This is a genomic window from Collinsella aerofaciens (assembly GCF_015556945.1).
Lineage (GTDB): Bacteria > Actinomycetota > Coriobacteriia > Coriobacteriales > Coriobacteriaceae > Collinsella > Collinsella aerofaciens_AO.
Window position 1 is genome coordinate 117933 of record NZ_JADNNH010000002.1, and the last position, 15569, is coordinate 133501.

The 15569-nt window shown below is 59.8% G+C and carries 14 protein-coding genes and 1 riboswitch; of the genes, 7 read left to right on the forward strand and 7 right to left on the reverse strand.

What is annotated here, in order from left to right:
- Positions 1-17: 17 nt before the first annotated feature.
- Positions 18-1769, forward strand: coding sequence for an ABC transporter ATP-binding protein (locus I2F59_RS01335; protein ID WP_195502959.1), 1752 nt, complete (start codon positions 18-20; stop codon positions 1767-1769).
- A complete protein-coding gene (locus I2F59_RS01340; RefSeq protein ID WP_195502961.1) occupies positions 1762-2508 on the forward strand; it encodes an energy-coupling factor transporter transmembrane component T family protein in 747 nt (248 codons plus the stop codon). Before I2F59_RS01335 ends, I2F59_RS01340 begins: the two co-directional genes overlap by 8 nt.
- 125 nt (positions 2509-2633) lie before the next feature.
- Here I2F59_RS01340 and I2F59_RS01345 read toward each other — a convergent pair whose 3' ends face one another.
- Both I2F59_RS01345 and I2F59_RS01350 read right to left on the reverse strand, forming a co-directional pair.
- On the reverse strand, positions 2634-3380 hold the full coding sequence (locus tag I2F59_RS01345) for an aspartate/glutamate racemase family protein (RefSeq protein ID WP_229065260.1): 747 nt from the start codon (positions 3378-3380) through the stop codon (positions 2634-2636).
- 84 nt (positions 3381-3464) lie between these two features.
- On the reverse strand, positions 3465-4721 hold the full coding sequence (locus I2F59_RS01350; protein ID WP_195502965.1) for a carboxylate--amine ligase: 1257 nt from the start codon (positions 4719-4721) through the stop codon (positions 3465-3467).
- Between the two features lie 234 nt (positions 4722-4955).
- Here I2F59_RS01350 and I2F59_RS01355 point away from each other — a divergent pair, with 234 nt between their 5' ends.
- Positions 4956-5588 carry an MOSC domain-containing protein gene (locus I2F59_RS01355; protein ID WP_271755922.1) on the forward strand — a complete coding sequence of 211 codons (633 nt, stop codon included), beginning with the start codon at positions 4956-4958 and terminating at the stop codon, positions 5586-5588.
- A 234-nt stretch (positions 5589-5822) separates the two neighbouring features.
- The gene (locus I2F59_RS01360) at positions 5823-6956 is read left to right on the forward strand and encodes a coiled-coil domain-containing protein (protein ID WP_195502966.1); all 1134 of its coding nucleotides are present in this window, start codon (positions 5823-5825) and stop codon (positions 6954-6956) included.
- A 37-nt stretch (positions 6957-6993) separates the two neighbouring features.
- Here the strand turns inward: I2F59_RS01360 and I2F59_RS01365 are convergent, their stop codons facing one another.
- From I2F59_RS01365 to I2F59_RS01385, 5 genes are all read right to left on the reverse strand, one after another.
- Complete coding sequence (locus tag I2F59_RS01365) at positions 6994-8367, reverse strand: serine/threonine protein kinase (RefSeq protein WP_195502967.1); 1374 nt, start codon at positions 8365-8367, stop codon at positions 6994-6996.
- A gap of 98 nt (positions 8368-8465) precedes the next feature.
- The gene (locus tag I2F59_RS01370; RefSeq protein WP_195502968.1) at positions 8466-8888 is read right to left on the reverse strand and encodes an XRE family transcriptional regulator; all 423 of its coding nucleotides are present in this window, start codon (positions 8886-8888) and stop codon (positions 8466-8468) included.
- Positions 8889-8920: 32 nt separating this feature from the next.
- Positions 8921-9364 (reverse strand): FxLYD domain-containing protein, encoded by a 444-nt coding sequence (locus tag I2F59_RS01375; RefSeq protein ID WP_195502969.1) that lies wholly within the window; start codon positions 9362-9364, stop codon positions 8921-8923.
- A 164-nt stretch (positions 9365-9528) separates the two neighbouring features.
- Positions 9529-9852, reverse strand: a complete 324-nt coding sequence (locus tag I2F59_RS01380; protein ID WP_195502970.1) for a hypothetical protein — start codon at positions 9850-9852, stop codon at positions 9529-9531.
- Between the two features lie 2 nt (positions 9853-9854).
- Positions 9855-11042 (reverse strand): amidohydrolase, encoded by a 1188-nt coding sequence (locus I2F59_RS01385; protein WP_229065261.1) that lies wholly within the window; start codon positions 11040-11042, stop codon positions 9855-9857.
- A gap of 145 nt (positions 11043-11187) precedes the next feature.
- Positions 11188-11356: riboswitch (Lysine riboswitch) on the forward strand.
- A gap of 65 nt (positions 11357-11421) precedes the next feature.
- Between I2F59_RS01385 and dapA the strand changes: the two genes are divergently transcribed.
- Genes dapA through dapD form a run of 3 tightly spaced genes read left to right on the forward strand, consistent with a single transcriptional unit; the run spans position 11422 to position 15223 of the window.
- Positions 11422-13731 carry a 4-hydroxy-tetrahydrodipicolinate synthase gene (gene dapA / locus I2F59_RS01390; RefSeq protein WP_195502973.1) on the forward strand — a complete coding sequence of 770 codons (2310 nt, stop codon included), beginning with the start codon at positions 11422-11424 and terminating at the stop codon, positions 13729-13731.
- Positions 13724-14464 carry a 4-hydroxy-tetrahydrodipicolinate reductase gene (gene dapB, locus I2F59_RS01395; RefSeq protein ID WP_195502975.1) on the forward strand — a complete coding sequence of 247 codons (741 nt, stop codon included), beginning with the start codon at positions 13724-13726 and terminating at the stop codon, positions 14462-14464. The genes dapA and dapB overlap by 8 nt, the downstream gene beginning before the upstream one ends.
- A 39-nt stretch (positions 14465-14503) precedes the next feature.
- Positions 14504-15223 carry a 2,3,4,5-tetrahydropyridine-2,6-dicarboxylate N-acetyltransferase gene (dapD, locus tag I2F59_RS01400; protein WP_229065262.1) on the forward strand — a complete coding sequence of 240 codons (720 nt, stop codon included), beginning with the start codon at positions 14504-14506 and terminating at the stop codon, positions 15221-15223.
- The last annotated feature ends 346 nt before the right edge of the window (positions 15224-15569 follow it).

Genomic DNA, 15569 nt, shown 5'->3' on the forward strand with positions numbered 1-15569 from the left:
GACTATGAAAGGTATCCATGGAAACGATCATCAACGTCGACGATGTCTCGTTCTCCTATGGCACGCAGACCGAGCAGGCGCTCAGCCACATCTCGCTCAGCGTGAACAAGGGAGATTTCATCGGCATCATCGGACCCTCGGGCGCCGGCAAGTCCACGCTTGCCGCCTGTCTGTCGGGCGCCGTGCCCCACCACTACACCGGCACGTTCTTTGGGTCCGTCATGGTCGACGGCCACGACACCTGCGAAGTCTCGCTCACCGACGTGTCGCAAATCGTCGGCAGTGTGCTGCAGGATATCGACACGCAGATGGTCGCTTCGGTCGTCGAGGACGAGATGCTCTTTGGCCTCGAGAACTTTGGCGTTCCCCACGACCAGATCGAGCAGCGCGTGAGCGAAACGCTCGAGACCGTCGGCATCAGCGACCTGCGCGACCGCGAGATCGCCACCCTCTCGGGCGGACAGAAGCAAAAGGTAGCCATCGCCGCCATCCTCGCCATGCGTCCGCGCGTCTTAGTTCTCGACGAGCCCACCGCGGCACTCGACCCCGCCAGCTCCACGTTGGTCTTCGAGACGCTGCGTGAGGCAAACCGCGCACTTGGAATCACCATCGTCGTCGTCGAGCAAAAGGTCGCCCTGCTCTCGGAGTACTGCAACCGCGTGCTCGTGCTCAACCATGGCGAAATCGCGCTGCAGGGCGAGCCACACGAGGTCTTCGCGCATACCGACGAGCTCCGTGCCATCGGCGTCGACTGCCCTCGCGTCACGCGTATCTTCAATAGCCTCGAGGCCGATGGCCTGGTAAGCGGTACCCCCTGCTTGGATGTCGATGAGACCGAGCGCATGATTTCGGGCATCGTCGACCCCGCACACGCGGCTATCGAAGCCCAGGCGCCCGCCGGTTCCCCGCATGCACCGTCGTTGCGCCCTCATGCCAAGGACGCCGAACCCGTACTCACCTTCGACCATGTTGAGTTTGCCTATCCCAATGGCGGCGCCGCCGTACACGACCTTAGCCTGATGCTCTATCCTGGCGAGCTCGTGGGCATCGTCGGCCAAAACGGCGCCGGCAAGACCACGCTCACCAAACTGCTCACAGGCCTGCTTAAGCCCGCCTCGGGCAGCGTGCGCGTCACGGGACTGGATACCGCAGCCGTTCCCACGAGCCGCATCGCTCGCGAGGTCGCGACCCTCTTCCAAAACCCCGACCGCCAGATCTGCAAGGATACCGTACTCGACGAGGTCGCCTTTGGCCTGGAGCTTGGCGGCATCGACCGTGCCGAGGCACTGCGTCGCGCCCAGCTCGTCATCGACCGATTTGGCCTGCCTGCCGATGAGGCGCCTTTCTCGCTTTCGCGCGGCCAGCGACAAATGGTGGCGCTTGCCTCCGTCGTAGTGGTTGAGCCCAAGATCGTCGTGCTCGACGAGCCCACGAGCGGCCTTGATTACCGCGAGTGCATGACCGTCATGGAAACAGTGCGCACCATGGCCGAGCGCGGTTGCGCCGTTATCATGGTCTGCCACGATATGGAAGTCGTCTCGGATTTTGCCGAGCGCATTGTGGTAATGGCCGACGGTCGCATCCTCGACCGCGGCCGCACGCACGAGCTATTCTCGAACATCGATCTCATGCGGCGTGCCTACGTGGAGCCTCCCCAGGTTATTGAGCTCTCGCGCCGTCTGGCATCTTCTGTCTCGCCCGCTTTTGCGCAGGTGAGCGAGGTCACCGATGTCGTTCGAATTGCCAAGGAGATGGTCCACCGTGGTTAACGTCATCGACTACATGCCGGGCGATACGCTGCTGCATCGTCTGAATCCCGTCGTCAAACTGGGCCTCGCCGCCGCCATCATCGTCGGCATCTTCTTGTCCGACACCTACGTGGCGCTGCTGGGCTTTTTAGCCCTCACCCTTGCGCTGGGTGCCTATGCCGGCGTCGTCGACCGTCTGTTCTCGCTGCTCAAGTTGCTGATTCCGCTCGCGCTTATCATGCTGGTGCTCCAGCTGGCCTTTATGCGCGATGGCAACGTGGTGTGGGGCTTTGTCACCGACACGGGCCTCATCACAGGATCGAAGGCCTGCCTGCGCCTGCTGGGTGTGGCGTTACCACTCATCCTCATGCTCATGGTGACCAAGCTCAACGACCTTGCCAATGCCTGCGTCGAGGTGCTGCACGTGCCGTATCGCTATGCCTTCACCTTTACCACGGCGCTGCGCTTTGTGCCGGTGTTTGGTCAGGAGATGAACGCCATCATGGAGGCGCAGACCGCACGCGGCGTCGAATACGACACCAAGAACCCCATCAAGAAGCTTAAGCTCATGCTGCCACTGTGTGTGCCACTGCTCATCTCGAGCGTGGGCAAGACCGATGCCACAGCCTTGGCGGCAGAACAGCGCGGCTTCTATCTGCGTACGCGCGCCAGCTCGTACAAGCGCTACCCCATCAAGGGCCTGGACATCGCCGTGCTCATCGTCAGCATCGCCCTCATCGCCATCGGCTTCCTCTTCTAGTTCACCACCGACAGCAACCGCCCAACGCAAAAGGCCTCGGCTCGCACCAAACGAGCCGAGGCCTTTACTGTTTCACCAGATAAAACCTACCAAAATAAACCTGTCCCTTTTTGGCGGGTCGGAAGCTAGAGGCGGTAGGGGGCGCCGCTGCGGATGATGGATTCGCGCACCAGGACGTCCATGGCGTCGAGGGTGATCTCGGGCATCTCTCGGTACTTCTGCAGCACCGATAGCTCGGTGCAGGCCAGAATGACGCGGTCGCAGCCGCTACGGGCGAACTCCCACATCACGCGGTCGAACTTATCCATATCGGGCTCACGTCCGGCCTTCACATCATCGTAGATAAGCGACATCACATCGTTCTGACGTTTCTCGCTGGGATAGACGACCTCAACACCCGCAGCCTTACATTCGCGGCCGTAGACGCCCGCGCCCACGGTACCGTCGGTGCCCATGATGCCAATCTTGTGCACCGGCTCGGCCGGCATACTCAGGTTGGGGTCGAACTCGCACTCCCCCATCACCGCACCGGCCAGAGCATAGCGCACCGACTCACGCGGCATGTGGATAATCGGCACCTTCGTAAACGACTGGATCTGGTCGTAGAAGTAGTGCGACGTGTTGCAGGGAATGGCAATGTGCGCACAGCCCAGCGACTCGAGTGCCTGGGCACACTCTTTCATGGTCGCCAGCAGCTTGGCATGCTCGCCGGTCTTAATAGCCAGCGTGCGGTCGGGCATGGTCGACTTGGAGAGCACCACCATGTCGATATGTTCCTGATCGCGAGCAGCAGCCGTATGACGCACCACCTGGTCGTAGTAATACGACGTGGCCTCGGCGCCCATGCCGCCGATAACTCCCAGCTTTTCCATCGCCGCCTCCTTGGTGACGCTTGCGCAATTGCGCGTATCATACCCGCGCCCGCCCGATGTAAACCGGACGGGCGCCGCACTCATCTACTTGTAATACGTCTTGAACAGCTTAAAGTGGCGCAGCTTGGTGTGCCACATGCGCAGCCAGCGGTTAAAGACAAAGTCGCCCTTCATAAACGAAGGGTCGGCGCCCTTGCCTTCCTTGTCCAGGCGATGCACCTTAGCGCGCAGCTCGGGATCCTTGACGTACTTGTCGACGACGCCCATGGGGACGACCATCCACAGCGCCTCGTCCTGTGCCGTCACAAACTCCGGCTCAAACGGGCGGTTGAACACATACTCGTCCACCACATACTTGGCAACGTTAAAGCCGCTGTTGGTGACGTAGTAGTTGCTGCGACCCTGGCGCGTGTTGAAATCGAAGAACTTAAACGAGCCGTCGCGCTCGTCGTACTTAACGTCAAAGTTGGAATAGCCCACAAAGTGAAGGTCCTCGAGCAGCTTGCGCACGCCGCCCATGAGCTCGTCGTTGGGCTCGGTGATGATACAGGCATGGTTGCCAACACCGTGGGGCTGATGCTCCTCGAGCAGCACATGGCCCAGGCACATCATGCGCACCTTACCGTTGCGGTCGGAATAGCTGGTGAGCACGCGCATGTACTCGTCGTTGCCGGGCACGCGGTCCTGCAAGATCAGATCGTCGGTGTAGCCGCTGGCATACGAATCGCAAATGACCTGTTCCAGCTCGGCGCGGTCGGCAATCTCATAGGCCTTCTTCTGGCCCTCGAACTCGTGCTGCCACCACATGATGCCGTCGGAAGGCTTCAGGATCATCGGGTAGGGAAAATCGATCTGGTCGAGCACTTCGGCAGGCGCCTCACCCTGGGCATTAAGCATCGCCTTGGTAAAGGTAAACGTGTGCGGATAGGGCACGCCATGCTTCTCGCACAGCTCGTAGAAGATCTCCTTCTTCTGGCACTGCTCGAGCATGCTGTAGGGCGCGTAGGGAGCGACGATGTTATCCGCCAGCTCATGAGCATCCTTGGCTTGAGCCACGAGAGCGACATAGTTGTCGCCACAGCCCACAAGGACAATAGTCTTGTCGGCATGCGCTTGGGCAATGCCGTTGACGGTTTTGAGCATCACGGGCATGGTGTCGATATCCACGTTGGGCGTGTAGTCGATAATCTGGCTGCGGTACGCGGGACCCGTCTGATACTTGCCAAAGACCAGACTCTTGACTTGGTACTCCTCGTAGAAGGCGCGCGCCACCGAATAGGCGTTGATGTCGCCACCGAGCAGCACTGGAATGAACTCGCGCTCTGTAAATTGCAATGCCATGGAAACTTCCTATCATGAACTGCCCACACAACGGGCGGTCTTTGCGCAACTGATTTATTCTAGCGTGCCAAGTCGCCGGCGCCCAAAGCTCCACCGTATCTATGGCAATCGACGTAATCGTCCAGCACAAAGGCCAGCACGAAGACGGCGCTCACCGTTGTATGACGACGGGCAATGAACCTACCATTGTTGTAGGATTCAGTGTATTGACATCCTCGAGCGAAAGGCGCGCACGTGCCCCAAGACCATCCGACCGATAATCCCATCTTCAATGCTGCGAAGCGCGAGCTGGCGGAACGTGCGAAAGCGACCGCTCCCCTGTGCACGGCAAACGACGCCTACAACGGACCCGCCCGCATCGTCTCGATCAACACGTCGGCACATAAGGGCACGCGCAAGTCGCCCGTCGCCGATGGACGCGACACCGTCATAGAGCAATTTGGCCTCGCCTCCGACGCACACGCCGGGCATTGGCACCGTCAGGTTTCCTTTTTGGCCGCAGAGTCCATCCAGACGGCGCAGGCACGCGGGCTCGACGTACACGAGGGTGACTTTGGAGAGAACTTCACAACCCGGGGCATCAACCTGCTCTCGCTCCCCTTGGGCACGCAGCTCAAGCTAGGCAGCGAGGTGCTCGTCGAAATCAGCCAAATCGGCAAAGTCTGCCACACCCGTTGCGCCATCTACTATCTCGCTGGCGACTGCATCTTTCCCCACGAGGGCGTTTTCGGCGTGGTGCTAAAGGGCGGAGAGGTCTACGCCGGCGACGATATCCAGGTAATCAAACTCGGCGACGGCACCTGTTCGTTCACCCCCGCCGAGGCCATCGAAGAGATTGAGCAGGCTCGCCAGAAGGGCACGCTGTAGTTATAAAACCCCACGTTGAGATGGCTTTTACAGCCCAAAACTCCTCTCAAACAGGGCTCTGTAACGTTAAAGTTGAACTCTATGGTTTCTCAACAATTCATCATAACTGCAGGTCAAAGCCAAAGCCTCAAGTTCAACTTGACCCTTTGGGACCTTTAAGGTTCAAGTTGAGGTCGAAAGCAGTAGTAGAATACCGTTCGAACCATAACCTACGATTGATTGCAGAGGGACTGGATGCAGCATTCGAATCATCGCACCGCAGCGCTCATTGCGTCGACGCCGGCTCGTATCATCACGAGCGCCGCGCTCGCCGTTGCGCTGACGGCCACGCCGATGCTCTCCCCCGTTGCGGCGTATGCCGCCTCGCAGGCAACGCAGGACCAGCTTTCCGCAGCCCAGCAGAAGATCGAAGCCGCCACGAGCGCCTACAACGACGCCCGCACCAAGCTCGATGACCTGCAAAAGCAGATTGACTCCAATGAGGCAAGCATCGAGGAAATCGAGGCTAAGCTTCCCGAGCAGCAGGCCAAGGCAAGCTCCGCCATGCGCGATCTGTACAAGTATCAGAAGGGCACCAATCCCATCGTGAGCTTCCTGGTCAACGCGCAGAGCCTGGGTGAGTTCATCACGACCTGCAAATACACCAACCAGATCACGAGCTCGAGCGTCGACGAGATCGAAGAGCTCAATAACATGCAAACCGAACTCGAGCAGAACAAGGCTGAGCTCCAGCAGGCCAAGTCACAACTTGAGGCAGAGCAGAAAAACGCCGAGGATGCGCTGACGCAGGCCCAGCAGCTCCGCAGCGAGGCACAGGCAAAAGCCGAGCAGGAAAATGCCGCTGAGCTTGCCAAGCTTGAGGCCGATAAGGCCGCTGCCGCCGAGAAGCTCTCGGGCGAGGGCGTAAGCGGCAGCAATTCCAGCAGCCAGGCCACCAACACCAACACCACCATCGACACCACGGTGAACAACGCCAATACCGGTAGCTCCGATTACGATTCGTTCATTAATGAGTGGACGAGCCGCATCGACAATTATCTCGCCGGCTCCCCCATGGCAGGCCAGGGCTACAACTTTGCCGTCGCCGCTTGGAATACCGGTGTCGACCCCCGTTGGTCCCCCGCTATCGCCTGCATCGAGAGCACCAAGGGTGCTTATTGCGCCAATTCCTACAACGCCTGGGGCTGGAGTGCACGTGGCGGCGGTTGGCGCAGCTTTGGCAGCTGGAGCGAGGGCATCTCCGCTCACGTTGCCTATCTGGGCGCCAACTATGGCTCCACCCTTACCCCGGCAGCGGCCAAAAAGTACTGCCCGCCCACGTGGCAGGACTGGTACAACAAAGTCGCCGCTCAGATGAACCGCATCTAAGTGCAACTGCAAAGGGCCCCAATGGGGCCCTTTTCTTTTAGGTAGCGGAGGTATCGACGACGCCGGTCGCATTGGCAACCGCGACTATGACGATCATGCATAGGAGCAGCACACCCAATGCCTTGAGCCAGAGTTTCGCGAGTTTCTTGCCGCGATAGCTGTCGAGCAGTGCGAATCGCCGACGAAGACGGCGCTTATCGAACAGCGCAAAATGCATAAGCACCATAAGGCCATCGACAAAGAAAAAATACTCGATTATGAGAAGCCACGTCGGGTAGCTTTGGTTTGCTCCGGTGGGGTGAAAGACGGCAAAGTGACTTCCGACAAAGAACACAAGCAGCGAGAAGCAGACGAGCGTATTCCAAATGCGCCCCAGAGACTCCGGAACGCGAGAGAGCAGACCACATGCAGCGGAGGCGGCGGGCCTAGGAAGCCCTGCGGGGTTTCGGGGCCCTTGGGGCGTCAACACCGTCTCCGAGGCCGGAGTACGGACAGGCGCAGGAGGCCGCACGGGGCGACTCAGATCGTATGCCGCGCGCGTCGCCCGTCCCAACGCTTCCGCACTCGCAAAACGCTTGACCGGATCGAGCGCCATCGACATGCAGACGACATCGGCAAGTGGAGTGGGAATGCCGCGCGCCTCGCATTGCTCGCGCATGTCGAGCCCTGGTTTAGGGTCGACTCCCGTCAAGCAGAAGAACAACAGGGCGCCAGGCGCGTAGACGTCGCTGCGCACACTCGTCTGCCCAAACCCATACTGCTCGGGCGGCGCATAGGGTCGCGTGCCAAACTTGACGGTATCGGCATCGGCGCCATCGCGCCATACGCGCGCGATCCCCAAGTCGATAATCACCAGCGATGAAAACGTCAGGCCGTCATTAGGCGTATAGTTGGCACCTGTCACGATGATATTCGACGGCTTGAGGTCGCGATGGATCTCCGGCGCCGACGTCTCCCCCGCCATTGCAAAACCGGCATGGAGCTCACCCACGGCGTCGCAAAGGGCAGGATACAATTCACGCGCATAATCGGGGGTGGCTCCCAGACGGTCCACCAGCGCCCCGAGTGTCTCCCCTTCGATGTATTCCATAACCACGTTGAGCTCGTCGCCCACACGACGACAATCGACGATTCTGGGCAGGTGCTCAAAACGCCTGCCTGCCCGCTGAGCGGCAAATAGACGCTCGTATGCCCCTCCGATTTGAGCCGAAGCATCGATGCGTTTACGGACAAAGGGGCCGAGCGAACCACCGCCGGTTCCTTCAAAGTACACGAGCTCGGTTGTTTCAACGGACGAGCGCTTAAGTATACGCTCCACGCGATAGCTGTCGTCGCGATCGAGCGACGCCAGGTGCTCGACAAGCGCTGCGGTCAGCTCGTCATCGGAATATGTTGGGGTCTGAGTATCCATAGCCTCCATCATAGCGCAGGGCGCAGACACCCCATGGCATCTGCGCCCCGTTCGTTTGCATCGTTGTTCGGCAGCTCCGCCGGCTCAGATATCAGCCGCTAACTCACCGTCTCCTCGCCAAAGCGATACAGCTCCTCGTTGACCTTTTGGAGGCTGCACCCGCGATCGATGCAAAAAATGATAATCGCATCGCGGCGGTCCTTGCAGTTAAGGACGCTTGCCCCGGCAGCCGTCAAGGCGCGGTTGGTCTCCTTGAGCGTCAACGCCATCGCAAAGGCAATCTGCAGCACCTTATTGCGGCTCGGATGCCGCGCACCGGTAAAAATCTGATAACCAAAAGTCTCATTGAGGTCGGCCATGCGCACCACGCGCGAGCGCTCTAAGCCCTTTTCCTGCAGCAGCTGCTTAAGGTAGTCCGAAAGCGACGGGGCGGCAAAGTCGCGTTCTTTGATATAGCCATCGATGTTTGGCGCGTCGAGAAGCTCATTGAGCAACTCCTCGGTCAGCTTTTTATCGGGCATACGACTTCACCTCCCCCAGTGCATACAACATGCTAGAAACCGCTTACGTCCGAACGCTCCCAGCTAGCAACCTGGTCGGGAGACACCGTACCCAGCGCCTCGAACTTCCAAGAGCCGCCCGCCTTCAGATGATTGGTGTTTGCAAGAGCCGTTCCAACCTGGTTGCCATCGGCATCATACAGAACATATTCGATCTGAATGTAGCTCTTTTCCTTGTCCGTGTTATTGGTCAGCGTGCCCGTGATCTTATAGGCAAACTGATTGGAGGTGTCTTCAGCCTCGTCAGCAATGGTATACGGTTCTTGCGGTTCTTTTTGCTCCTCAGCCTGCTGTGTCGCCTTGGCAGGCTTTGCCGAATCGCTCGCAGACGAATCGGTTGAATTGCCACCTATAGAGCCCACGGCACCGACAATAACCAGCACCACGATGACGCCTAGGACAATCTTGCCGATCGGCTTCTTTCCCTCTTTTGCCATTATTCATCCTTCCTACGATCCGGCTACCGTGCCGGTACACAGCACATCGTAGGAAGGATTGAACTTGAATTCATTAGCTGAGAGCTAAGGCTGCGGTAAACGACCAATGCAGTTATCCAAACGCCGAGCAAACGCACTGCGCGCGACCGTCTGCTGGCAGTGCATCAACCCACCGTGACGGATTCCCCGGTAAAGGCACTGATCATCAACAGGACAAAGAAAACAAGGTAGCTGGCACTCAGCAGGTACGCAATGATCAGAAAGACGACCCAGCCGACATTGGTTTTACCGTCGGCACGGCGTTGCTCGCGATTGCGGCAGAGCCAAATCGTCACGCCGATGGCAGTGATAAACAGCACGAGCGCCGCCGCGGCAAGCCCGGCAAGCGCAAACATCACGCCAATGCTCACAGCAATAACCGGAAGCAGCAGCAAACCGCACCCGCATCCACCCGGACTATATACGGCAGACTGTCGGCGTCGTTCCATCGTCACTCCATCACAAGCAATCGTTTATAGACATCGAGGCCTTTGAGTAGGATTTCCTCGTCAAAGAGCATGCTATCGGTATGCAGAGCGCTTGTGGCATAGGCGGGGCAGCCATCCGAATCACTCGGGTTGTCTTGGTCCTCTGGCATACCCGTGCCCAGAAGGAAGAACACGCCCGGCAGATGGCGCTGATAGAAGGCGAAGTCTTCGGCAATCAGCAGCGGCTCGTCCACGAGCTGTAACTCGGGCAGAGCAGGCGCGATTCGGGCGAATAACTCGGGGTCGTTGTCGACCGGTGGATAGCCCTCGGCAAAGTCGAGATCGTACGTGCAGCCCGTTGCAGCGCACGCCTCGTCGAGTACACGGCGCACGCCTTCGCGCGCGCGGTCGAACATACCGTCCGTAAACACGCGCAGACTGCCGGCAACATGGGCCTCCCCCGCCACCGCATTGCAGACGGTACCGGCCTGCAGCAGGCCGAACTTACCAATGCAGGGTTCATCGGCACCCAACTCGTCCATCAATTCACGCTCGGCAACCAAGAACTTGGCAGCTGCCAGCGCCGCATCGTGCGATTCGTTTACGGGAACGCCGTAGGTCTTGGCGATATGGATGCTTGTCCCGTGAATGTGCACGTGCGTCTCACTCGAGCGCGCCAGCAGCGGGCCGGAACAACTCGCCAACGTGTTCGCAGGCAGATCGGGCCACACGTGAAAGCCAAAAATGCGGTCGGCCCCGTAGCGCTCGAACACACCGCTCTCGCATACCGTCTTGGCACCACCGGTCGTCTCCTCGGCAGGCTGGAACACAAAGAGCACGTTACGCTTGATGGCACCTGGCTGCTCACGAATCGTGCGATCGACAAAGGTTGCCGCTGCAAGTGCCATGGCCATGTGTCCATCGTGTCCGCAAGCGTGCATCTTCCCGGGATGCGTCGAGGCAAAGGCCGCACCCGTCGCCTCCGCGATAGGCAGCGCGTCCATATCGGCGCGAATCGCCGTGGCATGCGCGGCGCCCGTGCCAGCGTCGAAGAAAGCACAAACACAGCTGGGGCAAGGATGGGTCACTTCACAGGCAAGCGAGGCGAGCACGCCCTCGATATAGGCTATGGTTTGAGGAAGATCGAAATCGAGCTCCGGAATGCGATGCAGGTCGCGACGATAGCGACGAAGTTCTTGGAGCTCGGTCATAAAGGATCCTTTCATGGGGCATTTCCGTTCACACAATATTGTGATGCAAAATTGTGACGCCCTTGTTTCTAGCATATCCCTGCATTTTTTAAACGTTATATACGAATACTCTTGTTTGGTAAAGTGCAACGTGGTAGGGTCGTTACCGCTTGATAGAGGCGCGGGCACGAAGAACCGCGGGCGAGCCGGCAGGCTTTGACCCCGTGGGGAGGCGAAACCCGCCGAACTGGGTTTTTTGGGCACGAACAACCTGGTGGGCCTGCGGGAAACACCCGCAGGACTGTCTGCAGCAATGCGGGAGCGCTATCCGGACATTGGGTCCACGCTATGCGGATTCGATGCGCAGATGGCGCCGTCTGGATAGCGAGGTTTACGGGACATGGCATTGACCCCCAATGAGGCATATGCGGCCAAACAGCCGTTTGTGGACAAGGAAACGCTCGAGCATATCGTCGAGCAGTTCCCCACGCCGTTTCATCTATATGACGAAGCGGGCATCCGCCGCAATATGCAAGAGGTGCGCGACGCCTTTGCATGGAACCCGGGCTTTAAGGAATACTTTGCCGTCAAGGCCAATCCCAACCCGGCGCTCATCTCCATTCTCAACGAATACGGCTGCGGCTGCGATTGCTCGAGCTATACCGAGCTCATGATCGCCCGCTCGCTGGGCATCACGGGACACGACATCATGTTCTCGTCCAACGACACGCCGGCAGCGGACTTTGAGCTCGCCGAGAAGTTGGGCGCCATCGTCAACTTTGACGACATCAGCCACATCGAGTTCTTTGAGCGCGTCGCAGGCCCCATCCCCAAGGCGGTCAGCTGCCGCTTTAATCCGGGCGGCCTGTTCCAGCTCTCCAACGGCATCATGGATAACCCCGGCGACTCCAAATACGGCATGACCACCGAGCAGCTCTTCGAGGCGTTCCGCATGCTCAAGGCCAAGGGCGCCGAGGACTTTGGCATCCACGCATTCCTTGCCAGCAACACCGTCACCAACGACTACTACCCCAAGCTCGCGCGCATCCTCTTTGAGCTTGCCGTGCGCCTGGAGCGCGAGACCGGCGCACGCGTCGCCTTCATCAATCTGTCCGGCGGTGTCGGCATCCCCTACCTGCCCGAGCAGCAGTCCAACGACATTCACGCCATCGGCGAGGGGGTGCACACGGCCTACGACGAGATCCTGGTTCCCGCCGGTATGGGCGATGTGGCCATCTGCACCGAGATGGGCCGCTTTATGATGGGGCCCTACGGCTGCCTGGTCACCAAGGCCATCCACGAGAAGCAAATCTACAAGGACTATATCGGTGTCGACGCAAGCGCCGTCGATCTGATCCGCCCTGCCATGTATGGCGCCTACCACCATATTACGGTGATGGGCCAGCCGGGTGGCTCCGACAAGACCGCGGCGCCCGTCACAAACACGTACGACATTACGGGCAATCTGTGCGAGAACAACGACAAGTTCGCCATCGATCGCGAGTTACCGCATATCGACATGGGTGATGTGCTCGTGATCCACGATACCGGCGCGCATGGCTACTCCATGGGCTACAACTACAACGGCCGTCTGCGCTCCGCAGAGGTGCTGCTGCGCCCCGATGGCTCGGCCGACCTTATTCGCCGTGCTGAGCGCCCGGGCGATTACTTTGCCACGCTCGACGTACTGCCGAGCGGCCGAGAGCTGCTGGCCAAGTCGCGCGCCGAAAGTGCTCGCCGTCGCGCCCAAGACGAGCGCCTGGCAGTCGCCGCCCAATGGAATAAGCGCATCCAGATCGCGGACGCAAAGGAGAAGAACATGGACATCCGCAATCTTGAAGGCTCGATCGTCGCCCTTGTTACGCCGTTTAAAAAGGACGGCAGTGTCGACTTTGACGCACTCGAGCGCCTTATCGATTTCCACCTGCAAAACGGCACCGACGCCATCCTCACCCTGGGCACCACCGGCGAGAGCGCCACGATGACCGATGACGAGGATAACTCCGTTGTCGCCGCCGTGGTCAAGCAAGTTGCAGGCCGCATCCCCGTCATTGCCGGCTCGGGCTCCAACTCCACGCAAACCATGCTCACCAAGTCGCTCACCTACCAGGGCTTGGGAGCCGACGGCCTGCTGCTCATTACCCCCTACTACAACAAGGCCAATGAAGAGGGCATCTATCAGCACTTTAAGACCGTCGCCGATGCCGTGGACATCCCCTGCATCCTGTACAACATCCCCGGCCGCTGCGGCTGCGGCATCAGCGAGCGCAACGTAGAGCGCTTGGCTGCGCACCCCAACATCATGGGTATTAAGGAAGCCTCGGGCAACGTCGCCTACGCGGCCAAGATCGCCCACCTGCTGTCCGACGACTTCCGCATGTACTCGGGCGAGGACGCGCTTACCGTACCGCTCATGAGCCTGGGCGCTTCGGGTACCATCAGCGTGTGGGCCGATGTTCAGCCGCAGCTCGTGCACGACATGTGCCGCGCCTATCTGGACGGTGACGTGGAGCGCGCCCGCGACATCCAAATTGCCGCTCAGCCGCTCATCAACGCCCTCTTTAGTGAGGTCAACCCCATCCCCGTCAAGGAAGCGCTCGCTCAGATGGGTATGATCGAGGCAAACTACCGCATGCCGCTGTGCCCCATGGCAGACGACACGCGCGCTGCACTTACCGATGCTCTGAAGGGAGCTGGTCTGCTTGATTAAGACCGTCATTATGGGAACGGGCCGTATGGGCTCGCTCATCCGCACCACCGCCGAGGGCGTTGTCGACGCCGCCGGTCAGCCCGTTTTTGATATCGTCGCCCAGATCGGTTTTGATCTGTCCGAGTTCGAGAGCGCCCCGGCAGCCGACGTCATCATCGACTTCTCGAACGTTGCGACCTTCGATGCTGTCGTCGCCTATGTCGAGCGCACGGGCGCGGCGTTGGTCTCGGGCACCACGGGTTACACGCCCGAGCAGATGGACCGCCTGCGCGAGCTGGGCCAGAACGCCCGCGTCATGCACTCCGGCAATTACTCCATCGGCATCGCAGCCCTGCGTCATCTGGTAGCACAGGCCACACGCGAGCTGCCCGGCTTTGACTGCGAAATCGTCGAGACGCACCATAACCAAAAGGTCGACGCCCCCAGCGGCACTGCCAAATTGCTGCTCGATGCCGTCGTCGAAACCGAGCCCGAGGCAGGCTACCACCCCGTCTATGGCCGCGAGGGCATGTGCGGAGCACGCGATCCCAAGGAGATCGGCATGCACTCGCTGCGCGGTGGCACTGTCGCCGGCGTCCACGAAGTGAGTTTCTTTGGCCAGGACGAGGAGGTCACGCTCACCCACCGCGCCACGAGCCGTCAGATCTTTGTCAACGGCGCCCTGGCAGCCGCGCAGAAGCTCGTCGCCCGCGAACCCGGCTTCTATACGTTCGACCAGGTCATGTTTGCCTAACCAGGTATCAACCGAATCCACCCAAAGGAGAGATAGCGAATGAGCAACGCAGCCGAGATGGATGCCCAGGAGATTATCAATTACATCGCCACCGCGCCTAAAAAGACGCCTGTCAAGCTGTATGTGCGCGAGAAACCCGGCATGAAGGTTGCCTGGGGCGACGCACATGTCTACGGCGGCCGTCGCGGCAAGACCGTCTTTGGCGACTGGGACGAGCTCAAAGCCATCCTGGACGCCAACGCCGATTCCATCGATTACTACGACGTCGAGAATGACTGCCGCAACTCCGCTGTCCCCATGCTCGACCTTAAGGGCATCAACGCCCGCATCGAGCCGGGCGCGATCATCCGCGACCGCGTCGAGATTGGCGACCGTGCCGTCATCATGATGGGCGCCATCATCAACATCGGCTCCGTTATCGGCGAGGGTTCCATGATCGATATGGGCGCCGTGCTGGGCGGTCGCGCCACCGTGGGCAAGAACTGCCACATCGGCGCCGGCACCGTGCTGGCAGGCGTTGTGGAGCCCGCCAGCGCCACGCCCGTCATCATCGAGGACGATGTCATGATCGGCGCAAACGCCGTGGTCCTGGAAGGCGTGCACGTGGGCAAGGGTGCTGTAGTTGCCGCCGGCGCCGTGTGCGTCGAGGACGTCCCCGCCGGCGCCGTCGTGGCCGGTGTCCCCGCCCGCGCCATCAAGATGCGCGACGAGAAGACCGACAGCAAGACCGGCCTGGAAGAGGGCCTGCGCCAACTGTAGGGTTACGCGGTTTTCACCAAACCGCGTAACTAGTCGACGCTGCAAACGCCCCAGAGCGGCAATCTGACGTTCAATCGTCGGGCATGACCAAAAGGTCAATGCCCTCCTCTTTCACGTCACCTTGCTCGCTCTGGGGCGTTTTCGCTGACGTATGCCCAACCTGCGGCGCAATGTCAGCAACCAAGCCGAAAACAAATAAGGCCGAAGTCCCGAAGGGCTTCGGCCTTTGCTTTCTCGCTGTAGGCGCAACGCTGTTAGCGTCGGATTATTTTAGCCAAATATAGTCGGCCGAGATTGACCAATCCCGGCCGACCCATTTTAGCCAACACGCCCGCATCTATGACTT